This is a genomic window from Nitrospira sp. (assembly GCA_030692565.1).
Taxonomy (GTDB): Bacteria; Nitrospirota; Nitrospiria; order Nitrospirales; family Nitrospiraceae; genus Nitrospira_D.
Genome location: JAUYAO010000035.1, coordinates 15296 through 27830 on the forward strand (window position 1 = coordinate 15296; position 12535 = coordinate 27830).

At 57.6% G+C, this 12535-nt stretch carries 15 protein-coding genes; 3 read left to right on the forward strand and 12 right to left on the reverse strand.

All coding sequences use genetic code 11. The annotated features are described in order from the left end of the window. Window positions 1-14 precede the first annotated feature (14 nt). A complete protein-coding gene (locus Q8N04_09015) occupies window positions 15-200 on the reverse strand; it encodes a hypothetical protein (GenBank protein ID MDP3090804.1) in 186 nt (61 codons plus the stop codon). 254 nt (window positions 201-454) lie between these two features. On the opposite strand from Q8N04_09015, the gene Q8N04_09020 reads away from it, so the two are divergent. From Q8N04_09020 to ylqF, 3 genes are all read left to right on the forward strand, one after another. After that, a complete protein-coding gene (locus tag Q8N04_09020) occupies window positions 455-817 on the forward strand; it encodes an S-adenosylmethionine decarboxylase (GenBank protein ID MDP3090805.1) in 363 nt (120 codons plus the stop codon). An 83-nt stretch (window positions 818-900) separates the two neighbouring features. Further along, window positions 901-1236 carry an SCP2 sterol-binding domain-containing protein gene (locus tag Q8N04_09025; protein ID MDP3090806.1) on the forward strand — a complete coding sequence of 112 codons (336 nt, stop codon included), beginning with the start codon at window positions 901-903 and terminating at the stop codon, window positions 1234-1236. 127 nt (window positions 1237-1363) lie between these two features. Beyond that, window positions 1364-2224 carry a ribosome biogenesis GTPase YlqF gene (ylqF, locus tag Q8N04_09030; GenBank protein MDP3090807.1) on the forward strand — a complete coding sequence of 287 codons (861 nt, stop codon included), beginning with the start codon at window positions 1364-1366 and terminating at the stop codon, window positions 2222-2224. Between the two features lie 471 nt (window positions 2225-2695). On the opposite strand, the gene Q8N04_09035 is transcribed toward ylqF, so the two are convergent. From Q8N04_09035 to Q8N04_09085, 11 genes are all read right to left on the reverse strand, one after another. After that, entirely contained in the window at window positions 2696-3202 is a 507-nt protein-coding gene (locus Q8N04_09035; protein MDP3090808.1) for a hypothetical protein, read from the reverse strand. Further along, on the reverse strand, window positions 3199-3969 hold the full coding sequence (locus tag Q8N04_09040) for a TIGR04255 family protein (GenBank protein MDP3090809.1): 771 nt from the start codon (window positions 3967-3969) through the stop codon (window positions 3199-3201). Before Q8N04_09040 ends, Q8N04_09035 begins: the two co-directional genes overlap by 4 nt. A 139-nt stretch (window positions 3970-4108) precedes the next feature. Next, window positions 4109-7297 carry an efflux RND transporter permease subunit gene (locus tag Q8N04_09045; protein ID MDP3090810.1) on the reverse strand — a complete coding sequence of 1063 codons (3189 nt, stop codon included), beginning with the start codon at window positions 7295-7297 and terminating at the stop codon, window positions 4109-4111. A gap of 65 nt (window positions 7298-7362) precedes the next feature. Then, the gene (locus Q8N04_09050; protein ID MDP3090811.1) at window positions 7363-8550 is read right to left on the reverse strand and encodes an efflux RND transporter periplasmic adaptor subunit; all 1188 of its coding nucleotides are present in this window, start codon (window positions 8548-8550) and stop codon (window positions 7363-7365) included. Continuing rightward, window positions 8547-9197 (reverse strand): TetR/AcrR family transcriptional regulator, encoded by a 651-nt coding sequence (locus Q8N04_09055; GenBank protein MDP3090812.1) that lies wholly within the window; start codon window positions 9195-9197, stop codon window positions 8547-8549. Before Q8N04_09055 ends, Q8N04_09050 begins: the two co-directional genes overlap by 4 nt. Before the next feature lie 85 nt (window positions 9198-9282). After that, window positions 9283-9714: a PilZ domain-containing protein gene (locus Q8N04_09060; GenBank protein MDP3090813.1), complete on the reverse strand. Its 432-nt coding sequence runs from the start codon at window positions 9712-9714 to the stop codon at window positions 9283-9285. Between the two features lie 14 nt (window positions 9715-9728). Then, window positions 9729-10124 (reverse strand): PilZ domain-containing protein, encoded by a 396-nt coding sequence (locus Q8N04_09065; protein ID MDP3090814.1) that lies wholly within the window; start codon window positions 10122-10124, stop codon window positions 9729-9731. A gap of 36 nt (window positions 10125-10160) precedes the next feature. Beyond that, entirely contained in the window at window positions 10161-10532 is a 372-nt protein-coding gene (locus Q8N04_09070; GenBank protein ID MDP3090815.1) for a PilZ domain-containing protein, read from the reverse strand. A gap of 48 nt (window positions 10533-10580) precedes the next feature. Next, window positions 10581-10967 (reverse strand): hypothetical protein, encoded by a 387-nt coding sequence (locus tag Q8N04_09075; GenBank protein ID MDP3090816.1) that lies wholly within the window; start codon window positions 10965-10967, stop codon window positions 10581-10583. 331 nt (window positions 10968-11298) lie between these two features. Further along, window positions 11299-11721, reverse strand: coding sequence for a PilZ domain-containing protein (locus Q8N04_09080; protein ID MDP3090817.1), 423 nt, complete (start codon window positions 11719-11721; stop codon window positions 11299-11301). 295 nt (window positions 11722-12016) lie between these two features. After that, window positions 12017-12532, reverse strand: a complete 516-nt coding sequence (locus Q8N04_09085) for a hypothetical protein (GenBank protein ID MDP3090818.1) — start codon at window positions 12530-12532, stop codon at window positions 12017-12019. Between the last annotated feature and the right edge of the window lie 3 nt (window positions 12533-12535).

A 12535-nucleotide genomic window follows, 5' to 3' on the forward strand; every position in this document is an offset into this window, starting at 1 on the left:
CAACCGAGAGGGGGTTAGTGTTTGACCGGAGGGAGCTTCGGGCCCAGTCGGGTCGTGTGTTGGAAGACGCACTTCGGGCAGGTGTAGTGGACGAATTGCGCGCCGCCGACCAGGCGTTTCTTCATCGACACCTTGCACCAGGTGCAGAGTCGGTCCGGGAGCGTCGCTGCGGATACGGTCGGAGTCGATGGGTTGCTCATAGTGGGGCGCATTGTCACCGAGGGGTGTGAACCTTGTCAACCGACTTGGAGCGCACCGGGTGGCCCGAGCTAAAAAAAGTTTTCGCGCTGCGTCTCACTGAAAAAACTTCATGGTATAGTGCAAAAAATGTGCTGCGCGCGTGCCTCTTTACTCTTTAACAGAAAGGTCTCTACCCATGAGCATCTCGGCTGGATCCGAGTCGTCAATCTTACCAACGAGCACCCCTGCGGCCGCTTCGCTACCTGTCCAAGACATGGTAGGACCCGGCAAGGCATGGGGCCTTTGCACCGCCGTCGATCTCCAAGATTGCAATCCCGACCTCATCCGTGATGCTGACCACATCAAGCGCTACGTCGTTGAGCTGTGCGAGCTCATCGGGATGAAGCGGTTTGGCGAGTGCCAGGTCGTGAATTTCGGCGAAGGTCGTGTGGCCGGCTACTCCATGGTGCAGCTGATCTCGACGTCGTTGATCGGCGGCCATTTTGCCAACGACACCAACAACGCCTATCTCGATATTTTCAGCTGCAAGGGGTATGACCCGGCCGTCGTCGAATCCTTTTCGAAGGAATTCTTCGGCGCGCGCCGAAGTATGGCGACGGTCACGCTGCGTTACTAGTTAGTTGCTGAATTGCCTGCGCGTGGGGGCCACAGATCCGTGGCCCCCATTGCCGTCACCGACAACCTCCCCTCTATCCATTCATGAAACCCTCCACCGTCGGTGAATTTTTCCAGTTGCTTCCGGCCTCGCTTGATCGGGATGCCGCCGAAGATGTGACCGTCGTGTATCAATTTGATCTGAGCGGCACTCAGGGCGGGCAGTATTCGGTCCAGGTAAAGGATGGGGCCTGTACGGTGCAGTCAGGGGTGCATGCCGATCCGCAGGTGACGATCTCTATGGCGGGGGAGGACTGTCTGAAGTTGCTCAACGGCAAGCTCAATGTTCCGGCCAGTGTGATGACCGGCCGCCTTCGCGTGAGCGGAGATATGGGCCTGGCCATGCAGCTCAAAGCGCTGTTTCCTACTCTCGGGGCCTGACTCCCCCTCGGTTGTTCATCGCTCAATTCTTCGTGACCGATTGCACGCGCGGAGCCTGCGCTTGACGGCTCTTGCCCTTCTCTGCGACGCTGTGCACCTGTTCTTTTGATCAGAAAGACGACCCATCATGTCGATACAGTGGTTTCCCGGTCACATGAATGCCGCGCGCAAAGAAGCGGCCAAGACGATGGAAGCGATCGATGTCATCGTCGAGGTGCTGGATGCGCGGGTCCCCCAGGCCAGTTGTAATCCATTGATCGAGGAGTTGCGTCTGCCCCGGCAGCGTCCATGCCTTAAGGTTCTGAACAAGGCCGATCTTGCCGATCCGGCGGTCACGAAGGCCTGGATCGAACGGTATAACCAACAAGAGGGTGTGACGGCGGTGGCTCTGTCGTGCAAGGGGGCAGGTGACGCGGCCAAGATCCCCCGGCTGTGCCAGCAGATCGCGCCCCATCGCAATAGTATCGTCAAGCCGTTGCGTATGCTGATCATGGGTGTCCCCAATGTCGGCAAATCGACCCTGATGAACACGCTCCTCAAGCGGCGCATCGCCCGTGTGGGGGACGAACCGGCGGTGACCAAAGTGCAACAGCGGCACAAGCTGAACGACAAGATGGCCATCATCGACTCGCCCGGACTGCTCTGGGGAACGATCAAAGATCCACAGGTAGGTTTGTTGCTCGCGACGATCAATGCCGTCGGACACACGGTCGTGGATGACGAAACCGTCGCCGAATTTCTTGCCGGGAAGCTGCTCGAGCGGTATCCCGCCAGGTTGACTGCCCGCTATGGGTTTGCGACCGAGGGCCTGACGAGCGCGGGGGTGATAGAAGCCATCGCCAGAAAGCGCGGTTGCCTGTTGGCCGGAAGCGGCGGGGCATTGGATCGGGACAAGGCGGCGAGGATTCTCTTAGCCGATTTTCGCGACGGCACGCTGGGCCGCGCCAGTTTGGAAGTTCCAGGGCCGGAGGAAAGCGAACATAGCTGACGGCCCATATACTGTTTTATGATTTCTCTATAGTGGTAGGTAGCTGTAGCCGATTTTTCTTAGAAGCAGCCCTAAGTTTCAGTTAGTCAGGCAGCAGTTTGGTTTTGCCCGCAATTCTAGCGATCTCGATGGCCAAGATTTTCTGGGAAGGTTTGTCTTTGGGCCACCCAATAATGTCAACGTGCTGTGGATTTTCTGGAGTAGGCGTTAACTCCATGGAGAGGCTTTGAGGAATGTGCGACGGGTTAATGTCAGCACGACCATAAAGATTCTTGCCTGCCAATTCGGCGATGTGACGCCCGCGGGCCCAAAGATCAGCTTCGGGTAAGGCCTCGCGTTTCGTGACAGATAGTCTAGGGTAAGGGTGAGGAATGAATGGGTCTGGTCTTATGGTGAAGTCAGCCCTAATGTGATTCCGTTGAAGGAGGAAGCGACTAAGCGTCTCGGATTCGAACGTAGTCGCTGGATCACTCATGCCAGCAACGGGCTTGAAACCTTATATATAAGCTGCAAGAGAGAGGTGGGCGAATCACCAAAGAAAGCCTCCGTCCCATAAAACTTACTGATTCCATGGATGCCAGCATAGTGGAGATTATTGTCTGGACTGATGCTAATGGATAGTTGTTCCTGTGGCGATTGGTACCACTCGATCGTTAAATGACCGTCGGCTTCTGCTCCAATGGTGGGTGCAGGCGTGCCGAGAGGGAGAGCGTCCAGAAACGCCTCTGCTGTGAGGTATGTTGTATAGCTGACAGGCAGCGCTCCATACCCATCCCAGTTGGGCGTTCGACAGTCTTGGTAGACGCGGCACAGCTCGGTCAGAACTCCCTTCCCACGTAAACCTAATTCATGCGAATCGTGCAATCGTCGCACTTCTGCTTTGGTCGTAGTGTGAAGAAAGTCGGCAAGATCACTTTGCCCTTGCGAGGACATAGGATCTGCAGAGAGAGCAGAGCTAATGGTAAGTGGAAGAATCATCGAAAGAGTTCCTTGGCTTTTTCGGTAATGCTACCAAAGAAAGCTTTATTTTTTAACCAACGCATATTTTTTAGACAGGCTTCAAGCCCTGCTGTTGTGGTGGAGCGAGGCATGTTTGTAAAAACATCGATGTCCAGGATTAAGGCAAACCGGTTATTTGTTGTCGGAGAAGGTGATTGAATGGTCTTGGTGATCATAATGGAGTAAGGGGATTCAGGAACTTGAAAGATGCCTTGGTGCATGAAGCCAAGAAACGGCATGGACATGTTCTCGGGAGGACTTGGCGGGCTAGTCATATAGCGCTCAAAGTTGACCTCCCCTTGTGGGAGAATAATCTGGTTGATGAAGCGAACGCCAATTCGAGAGATAGTTTCTGGTTTGGAAAGAGAAGTGGAAAAATCCCAGAGCCGGAGTCCTTCCTCTTGGAATTGCTCCCAGTCTTGATATGGTGATAGTCGGCTGAAGGTCATGCCGTCTCGGTGGATGTTGACGATGTATCCCCGATCGGCTGATCGGAATCGCATGCCTTTCCATCCCAAATCTTGGAGGCCTTGTTGGATTTCCTCGCCTTTGGCTGTGCTGAATCTAACTTCGTGCTTAATCTCTCGCTGGGAATCGAGAAATTCATATGCTGGTAGGTGCTGTTGTGCCGCTTCGAGAAGTCGCTGCTCCGTAAGCTCTACAGTGGCCCGTGCTTTGATGTCGAGGACGGCTTCAATGGCAGGGGCTTGGGGGAAATGCTCGAAAGTCTCTGCAAGATTAATCACTGGCCCTCTTGGGAGATGTCACAAGATGGTCTGTAGTATAAATGGTGCAGCAGGTTAGCATACTCAATTGTGGAGGGGCTACCCGAGCTTCAGGGTTTGGTTTTACATGGGTTCTCTTAAGTTCCCCCTCAAGGTATTGTTACTCGAGTACCGGAAGCGGGCTGGTCGGTACTAAGGGAGCAGTGGCCTGCTGCTCCTTCTCGAATTTTCTGGGGTGCCACTCTTCAAACATCATATACATCGTGGGCACGAGGAAGAGGGTCAGCAAGGTCGAGACGCTGAGCCCTCCGACGACGGACCGCGCGAGGGGCGCGTTGGTTTCTCCGCCGGTGCCCCAGCCGATGGCCATCGGCAACAGGCCGAAGACGGTCGCGAGCGAGGTCATCAGGATCGGGCGCAGCCGCGTGCGCGAGGCCGTGATGACCGCGTCCGCCAACGAGTGGCCTCTGCGGCGCAAGACGTTCGTATAATCGACGAGCAGCACGCCGTTCGAAACCACGATCCCGAGCATCATGATGATGCCCATCATCGAGGTGGTCGACAGAGTCGTGTTGGTCAGGAAGAGAATCAAGATCACGCCGGGGAAACCCATCGGCACCGAGAACATGATGATGAAGGGGTCGATCAGCGATTTAAACTGCGCCGCCATCACCATGTAGACCAGGGCCAACGCGAGGACGGTAGCGAACTGCAGGCCCTGGAAGGTTTCCCGCTGTTGCTGAATCTGCCCGGCCAACTTGATAGTGAATCCGGTCGGCAACTGGATGGCGGCAAAGGCCGACTCCAGGTCTTCGGCAATGGCGCCCAACGGGCGCGTGGTGGGGTTGGCGGTAATGTGGACGACGCGCTGAAAATATTTCCGGTCGATCTTCACCGGTCCGGCATTCAGCTTCAGTGAGGCCACGTTCTTGAGGAGCACCGGCTCTCCCGCCTTCGTGGTGAGCAGAATGTTGTCCAGGTCGGTCAGGTCCTTGCGGTGCTCTTCGGCCAGCCAGGCGCTGATGTAGTACTCATTTCCGTTCTGCGGGTCGGTATAGATGATCGGGTCGGTCTGGCCGTTTCCGTTGAGCGAGAACAGCACGGCGTTGGCGACATCGGTTTCACTGATGCCGAGCAGCGCCGCCTTTTCCCGATCCACCACCACGTTGATTTCCGGGTAGTTCTCTTCGCGGCTCACTTCGATGTCGGCGATCCCCGGTATCTTGTGCATGGCGTCTTCGACCTGGCGGATCACGCCGCGCGCCTTTTCAAAATCGTATCCGTAAATCTCGACGTCGATCGATTTCTGCGAGCCGAAACTGGTCACCCGTTTTACGAGTCCACCCGGATCGAAGAACATGGCGACGCCGGGGAACAGCTTGATGATTTTCGGCCGCACGTCGTTCATGACCTGCACCTGGTTCCGCGTCCGTTTGTCCGGCGGTGTGAGGTAGACGGAGATGACGGAGGTATGCGGGCCGGTGTTGGGATTGAAAAGGGAGGAGCGGCCCTGAGCGAGGACGCCGGTGCTGGAGACCATCGTTTCCAGTTCATCCGGCGGAATGTTTTCTCTGAGCACCCGTTCGACTTCGGCGACCTGCTGCTCCGTCTTTTCTACGCGTTGGCCGACCGGGGCCCGCAGGACGATGCGGAACTGGCTTTCGTCCGAGACCGGCAGGAACTCCGTGCCGATCATCGGAAGCAGCATGAGGGAGCCGATGAAGATCAGCACGATGGTGGCGATGAACAGGCGACGGTGCGCGAGCACCCAGCGCAACGAGTCTTCGTAACTCCGATCCAGCGATTCGTAGCGGTCCCGGCTCCAGTCCATGATGCGCACGAACCAGGCCGGCATGGACCGATGGGCCTCCTGCTCGGGCTTCAGGAACTTGTAGCAGAGCGCCGGGGTGACCGTGCGCGAGATGAAAAAGGACGTGAAGAGGGCGATGGCGATGGTGACGGTCAACGGGATCAGTAACAAACGTGCAATGCCGACGACGAAGAACATGGGCAGAAAGACGACCACGGTCGTGACGGTCGAGGCGAAGATCGGCATGGCGACTTCACGGGCGGCTTCCAGGATGGCGTCCCACCGGCGCGGCGTCGTATTGAGATGCCGTTGAATATTTTCTAGTTCCACGATCGAGTCGTCGACGAGCCGGCCGATGCCCAGGGCGAGCCCTCCCAGCGTAAAGACGTTCAGTGTTTGACCGGTGAAGTAGAGCACGATGAAGGTCACCAGGATCGAGAGCGGAATCGAAACGGAAATGATCAAGGTGCTCGTCAGATTGCGCAGGAAAATCAGAATGACGGCGGCGGCGAGCAGTGACCCGTGCAGGGCCTGCTCGATCAGGTTCTGGATGGATTGGCGAATGTAGACGGATTGATCGAAGGAGATGCCGAGCTTCACGCCGGGCGGAATGCCGATCATCTTGGGGAGTGCCGCGCGGAGGGCGTCTACGACTCCCACTGTGTTGGCGATGGGTTGCTTGTTCACGCGGAGATACACGGCCCTGGTGCCGTCGGTACGGACGATGTTGGTCTGGATGTCGGAGGAATCGGTGACGGTTCCCACATCGCGCACGCGGACGGGGTTGCCCTGCTGATTCACTTTGACGATGACGTCTTGGATCGGATCGACGGTCTTGAACTGATTGTTCGTGAAGACGTTGTAGTCGAGATTGCCGGCCTTCAAGTCGCCGGAGGGCAGGATCAGGTTGGCCGCTTTGACGGACTTGACGACGTCGAGGATCGAGAGCCCGCGCGCGGTGAGCAGGGCCGGGTCCAGATTGATATTGATCTGGCGGATCTTCCCGCCTTCCACCGTGGCGGCGGCGACATTGGCGATCTGCTCGATCTGCGGGGCAATCGTGTTGTAGGCCAGGTCGTAGAGCGCCCGTTCGTCCAGATCGTCGCTGGAGACCGTCACAAAGGACACCGGGATATTAGAGACGTCGAACTTCACGATAAAGGGTTGCAGGATGCCCGGCGGCAGACTGTTCAGAATCTGGGTGATGCGCTGCATCACCTCCATCTGGCCGACATTGATGTCGGCGCCCCAGTTGAACCAAATCTGGACTGCGCCGATGCCTTGCTTGGAAAAGGACTCGACATGCTCCACGTTGGAAGCGGAGCTCACAGCTTTTTCGATGGGATAGACGACGCTTTGCTCGATGTCGAGCGGCGGTGCCCCCTTATAGATGACTCCGACGAAGGCGACGGGTACCTGGATGTTGGGGAAGAGATCGACGGGGAGCCGTTCCAGCGAGGTGACGCCCAGCACCACCATCGCGAGCGACAACATCAGGATGCCGATACGGTTGCGTAATGCGAGTAGGGTCAGCCACATAATGAAGAGAGGTGACGTGTGACAAGTGACAGGTGACGAGTGGAATGCTGGTTACGCGTCACGTGTCACCTGTCACGTTTGGTCGGTTCGAGCGACTGTGTCTGAACGGGGGTGCCGTCGTGCACGAGGTCTTTGCCCGAGACGATGACCTGTTCGTTGCCGCTCAGTCCCTTGGTAATTTCCACGCGATTCTCCTGGCGAGCGCCGATCTCCACATTCACGCGTTGCGCCTTGCCGTCCCGCACGATGTAGACATACTGCACGTCTTCCAGCCGGCTGACGGCGTCGATCGGGATTTGCACGGCCTGTTGGTGGATGCCCACCAGGGCTTCGACGCGCGCGAACATACCGCCTTTCAGCGCCCGGTCTTTATTGGGCAGATCGATCTCGACGGTCATGGTGCGGGTGGCGCGATTGAGTGCCTGGACGATGCGGGTGACCGTTCCGTCGAATACGCGATCGGGATAGGCTTCGGCGCGGACCTCTGCTTTCTGCCCGATATGGACAAGAGGAATATCTTTCTCGACGACTTCGATCAAAATCCGCACGGTTTCGATCTCGTGCAGGCTCAGGATGCCGCGCGAATTGGCCGAGGTGCTGGCGGTGGCGCTGGTGACGTTGGCGCCCGGATCGAGGTTGCGCTCGGCGACATAACCAGCAAAGGGTGCGCGGATATAGGAGTAGGCGAGATTCGTTTCCGCTTGGGCGAGCGCAACTTCCATCTGCTTGACCTGGGCCTGGAGGGATTCCAGGGCGGCAGAAGCGCCGTCGAAGTTCACCTGCGCATTATCCAAATCCTGCTGCGAGACAAACTGGTCTTTAATGAGGGCTTGCATCCGGTCGAGCGTCAGCGTTGCATTGCGAACGGCTGCTTGTTGTTGCGCGACCTTTGCCTTGGCCGCTGCGAGGTTGGCCTTGGCCTGATTGACGGCATGTTGATAGTCCGTATGGTCGATCTCCACCAGCAGTTGATTGGCTTTGACGTGATCCCCCTTATCCACGTGAATTTTGGCGATGTAGCCATCGACCCGCGAAAAGAGGTTCACCACCTGGTTGGGAATTATGTCGGCGGTGTAGGCCAGGCGGATAGGGAGGTCCTGTTTCAACGGGAGGGTCGTTCCCACCGTGATGACGCGTGTCTTCTTGTTATCGGTTTTAGCGCCGCTGCTCAGACGGAAGACCACCAGCGCGGTGACGGCGAAGAAAATGATCACGCCGAGAATGACGAAGGGGTGTTGTTTCAGCGACCTCATATCCGGGTCCTTGCTTTCCTGGGGCGGCTGGTGCGAGGCACCGCCACGAGTCCTTGGAGAAAGATGTCGACATAGGTGGAGACGGTGTCGTCATAGGGCCGATCGATCGGGACCCCGAAGATTTCGTGTAGCAGGCGATGATGGACGACCATGCCGATGAAGGCGCGGGCGGCCAAGAGGGGATCGACCTGTCGAAAAGCGCCGTCCTCAACCCGCGTGTGAATGTAGGTTGCCAGATGGTCGTAGAAGACTTTGTGGTGCTTGCCGAAAAACATGTCGGACAATTCGTGGCCTTCCAACGCGCTGAACAGCAGGAGCCGCAGTAAGGTGGGGTCGACGCCGGAGCGAATCCGGTAGCTGGCGATCAAGGTGAACACGCGCCGGTCGTCCCGCTTTTTGGCGGATTCCTCGATCGCGCTGAGGAGTTCGCTGACCGTGACTTTTTCCGCAAGGATGGCCGCATACAGGGCGCGCTTGGTCGGAAAGTGTTTGAAGACCAGCGCTTCACTGATACCGGCGGCCCTGGCGATCTCTTTCGTCGTCGTGCCGTTGAAGCCTTTTTTGGCAAACAGTGTCGTCGCGGCCTGGATCAGGCTCGCCTGGCGCTCGGTGCTGGACTGTCTGGATGGTTGGGCTATCCGCGGCATCGTATGTAAGTGAGTCATTACTCACCGAAAAGGTAGCACGGCCAGAACGGGGAAGACAAGCAATCGCTCGAATCGAAGTGGGCCGTTATCTCAGGATCTGTAGGCGTGTTTGCGAATGGTGCGGCTCTTCGACCGTAGCAAAGAGCGGGAGAAGATCGCTCATGGCGGCATCGGGGAGGTGCTTCCAGAGAAACCGGCGCAGGCGTGAACGTTCGAGCGGACTCACGCGCGCAAAGCTCAGCCCGTACCGGGACCTGTCGATCCACACGACCTGCGCATCCGTAATCAGCACCGTCTGCGGAAGTTCGAGGACCAGGGCCAGTCTCTCTCCCACCGTGAGACGGCTGTTGCTTTCGAGACTGCATCCGACATCAGAGAGGTCGAGCAGGAGGGCCTTGCCGATCCGGCTGGTCTTATGGCGCTGCGCAAACTGCAGGCGTCTGGTTACAGTGATGCGATAGGTCTGTCGCTGGTCTGCTCGTGATGGCGGATTCTGTTGCGCGGTGGATGAAGACATCGTGGGTACTCCTGTTAAGCTTTTCCGCTTGTGCGAGTTGTGTGAAAGAATGACTGGAGAAACCGCTGAAGGCGGGGCTCTGATGTGGCCGGAATAGGTTGGGGTCTCAGACCAAACCGGTGCTCGTGGACCCACGCGACCTGAGCCTGAATGACGAAGAGCGGATCTTTCTTGTCCGGCAGAGAGAGAAACAGGGTGAGATCCATGTCGACTGTGACCGGTTGGTTGCCCCGGACCCCCAATCCTCCCCGCGACATGTCGACAACCGTGCCATTGCCCATGATGACGTCGGTTTCGTTCGAGCCCGAATACATCAGGCCGAACGAGAGCGGGATGCGGTTGATCCCGCGTCGATCAGCCATGGGGCTATTGAAAAATCCTGGTGTCTTCGGGACAGGGTGCAGTGTCATAACCGGATCCTTTCACGCCGTGACGGGCGTCGCGGTCTAGTGACAGTCAAGGAGGGCATCCATCCAATCCATCGTCCCGATTTTCTGAGGTGGGAGCTGCATGCCGCAGCGTTGGCCATCCATCCAGAGTACCCGCACTTGCGGGATGCAGAGAGGGCGTTCAGCCTCGGGCAGTTCGAGAAAGAGCGCGAGTTCCATTCCCTGTTTGAGTCCCCGGGCGCCCGTGAGGCCGAAGCCGCGGCGGCTTAAGTCAACGATGGTCGCATGGCCCATCACAATCTTTTGGCCGTCCGCGCCCGAATATCGAACCTTGAAGGTCCCGCCGATCCGCGGATCCTGCCGGCGCTCGGCTCCGCCTCCGGCGGTGTGTGAGGGCGAGGTTGTCGAATCTGATTTCCACCAACTCATTGTGCGAGATCTCTCTTTCTGTTCCCGTGTCTGTGGCTTATGGCGTGACTACACCGCATAGCAGAAGTCTGCCGGCGCCTCCCGGCGATTTTGCACCAGGGTTGCTAGTTGCTGCCGGGTTGCCTCAGGCACTTGCCGGAGATCCATCTCGAAGGAGTGCGATGTGGATGATGACACCTGTCCGCCCACAAGGTAGAGATGATCATCCGAGTCAGGAATGGCGACCATCAGGGCGAGTTCCGTCCCGGGTTTTACCGGGCAATCACCATAGATCTGCATCCTGTCGGCTGAGGCGGCGGTGATGGTTCCATCGCCAATGACAAACCGACTGTTATCCATTCCCGAATAGCAGGCTTGCAGGTTCTGACGGGCATCCGTTTCGTGCCGAGCGATCATCGGGGAGCCCTGCTCTGCGTATGTCTTGGTGTGTTCCATGGTCTGGTTCCTTCCCGGCCTCTCGCGGCCGTTTGCGTTGTCCTGATGGTGTAACCCTACCCCGAGGCAGGCCGTTTGACAGCCCCCTAGGCGGGGGGTGAGGGGACCCTCCTGAAGGGGGGCTATATCAGATAGCCGCGTCAGTATTGGTGCTGAACCCGCATCAGGTCTGTCGGTATTGTCGGAATGTGAAGATGCGGGAGAGATCATGACCGGCCGGAACTGGCCCCTGAGGACTCATTCGGGCAGGGCGCTGCCGGTTCCTGATAGGCAAAGGCCCCGGCGGTGATGTACCGTCGAGGCCTTGCGAAGGCGCTGTGGAGCAGGGAGTTTAGACTAGCCGGAATCGGGGCCGCTGATCGTGAACGGTCGCATGCGAGATGTTTTTCCAGATACAGGCTTGCAGCCGTTTCCGCTGGTCTTGCGAGAGCTGCATGAATCGAACGGAAAGCTGGCATCCCGACACCCAGACAACATGCGCTGAAGTGAGGCACAACGGGCCCTCTCCATCGGGAAGATCAATAGTAAGACTGAGGAGGGTTCCCCGAGTGACCGGGCGATCGCTGATGATCTTGCATCCCGATACGGAGATATCTTTGGTCAGCCCCTGTCCGGCATGAGGCTGACTAGGGATGTCGCCCTTGTATCGGACTTTACAGCTGATAGCGAGTCGTTCGGTATAGCGTTTGTCGAGGCTGGAATAGGCCGGCCGCATCGGCTTCGGGGGCTCGGGGAAGGACTTTCTCATGCTCATATTGCCCTCAGATCAATGTCTAGGTGGTGATGATTCTACCCTTGTCGGCTGTTTCGTGGTCTGACTGTACCGTGATTTGCGCATGCTTGAAATTCCCTGAGTGGAGGGGGTGATACCCTTCTTTGAGTGGGGGGAGCAGAGTGAGTAGCACCGGCTCTATCGAACAACATGAAGGAGTATTGGTTGAAATGCCAACGATTGATGGATATGGGGAGCGGGGTTATATCCCATGAAATGAAGCCGGTTTTAGCGATCTTGGGAAACGTCCGTACGGAGGCGAGAGATAAATCAGGTCTTAGAAGACCGTTCCTGAATTTCCTTCCGAGAGTTTTTCGCGCAGAATGCGGCTCTCGAAAAAGATGATCCCTCGTTCGATTCGTGACTCGTACCGGAGCGTAATTTCCGTGTCGAAGCCATGCCAGGCATAGACGCGGATCGGGCCCACCGAGATCTGTCCCGGCGTGCGATCGAGCGGACCATATTGGGTTTGCAGATAGGTCAGGATCTGTTCGTGCGTATCTTTGCCCTGGTAGCGGACCAGCACGCGGCCGAACTTCCCGTCAAAAGTTGTGTAGCGCAAGACCTCGACCGGAATCGTTCCGAGCGTCGGCTTTCCGGTTTTCAGCTCATACGACAGCAAGCGCCCTGCTTCTTCGACTTTGGCGAACTGGTCGCCTTCCGTCAGCGCCGATTCCCAGGGCAGCCCTTCAAACCCGTTTGGATCGTTGAGAATCGGGACGGCCAGCGCCAGAGCCGACTGGAATAGAAGCCCGAGGGTCAGGGTGGTCAGGCCTAAGGGGAAGCGGATCATCGT

Excerpts from the sequence above, each read along its gene's own strand:
- Q8N04_09075 (MDP3090816.1), bottom strand. The coding sequence starts at position 10,967 with ATGGAACACACCAAGACATACGCAGAGCAGGGCTCCCCGATGATCGCT.
- Q8N04_09085 (MDP3090818.1), bottom strand. The coding sequence starts at position 12,532 with ATGATCCGCTTCCCCTTAGGCCTGACCACCCTGACCCTCGGGCTTCTA.
- Q8N04_09015 (MDP3090804.1), bottom strand. The coding sequence starts at position 200 with ATGAGCAACCCATCGACTCCGACCGTATCCGCAGCGACGCTCCCGGAC.
- Q8N04_09045 (MDP3090810.1), bottom strand. The coding sequence starts at position 7,297 with ATGTGGCTGACCCTACTCGCATTACGCAACCGTATCGGCATCCTGATG.
- Q8N04_09025 (MDP3090806.1), top strand. The coding sequence starts at position 901 with ATGAAACCCTCCACCGTCGGTGAATTTTTCCAGTTGCTTCCGGCCTCG.
- ylqF (MDP3090807.1), top strand. The coding sequence starts at position 1,364 with ATGTCGATACAGTGGTTTCCCGGTCACATGAATGCCGCGCGCAAAGAA.
- Q8N04_09035 (MDP3090808.1), bottom strand. The coding sequence starts at position 3,202 with ATGATTCTTCCACTTACCATTAGCTCTGCTCTCTCTGCAGATCCTATG.
- Q8N04_09070 (MDP3090815.1), bottom strand. The coding sequence starts at position 10,532 with ATGAGTTGGTGGAAATCAGATTCGACAACCTCGCCCTCACACACCGCC.
- Q8N04_09080 (MDP3090817.1), bottom strand. The coding sequence starts at position 11,721 with ATGAGCATGAGAAAGTCCTTCCCCGAGCCCCCGAAGCCGATGCGGCCG.
- Q8N04_09065 (MDP3090814.1), bottom strand. The coding sequence starts at position 10,124 with ATGACACTGCACCCTGTCCCGAAGACACCAGGATTTTTCAATAGCCCC.
- Q8N04_09055 (MDP3090812.1), bottom strand. The coding sequence starts at position 9,197 with ATGCCGCGGATAGCCCAACCATCCAGACAGTCCAGCACCGAGCGCCAG.
- Q8N04_09050 (MDP3090811.1), bottom strand. The coding sequence starts at position 8,550 with ATGAGGTCGCTGAAACAACACCCCTTCGTCATTCTCGGCGTGATCATT.
- Q8N04_09020 (MDP3090805.1), top strand. The coding sequence starts at position 455 with ATGGTAGGACCCGGCAAGGCATGGGGCCTTTGCACCGCCGTCGATCTC.
- Q8N04_09060 (MDP3090813.1), bottom strand. The coding sequence starts at position 9,714 with ATGTCTTCATCCACCGCGCAACAGAATCCGCCATCACGAGCAGACCAG.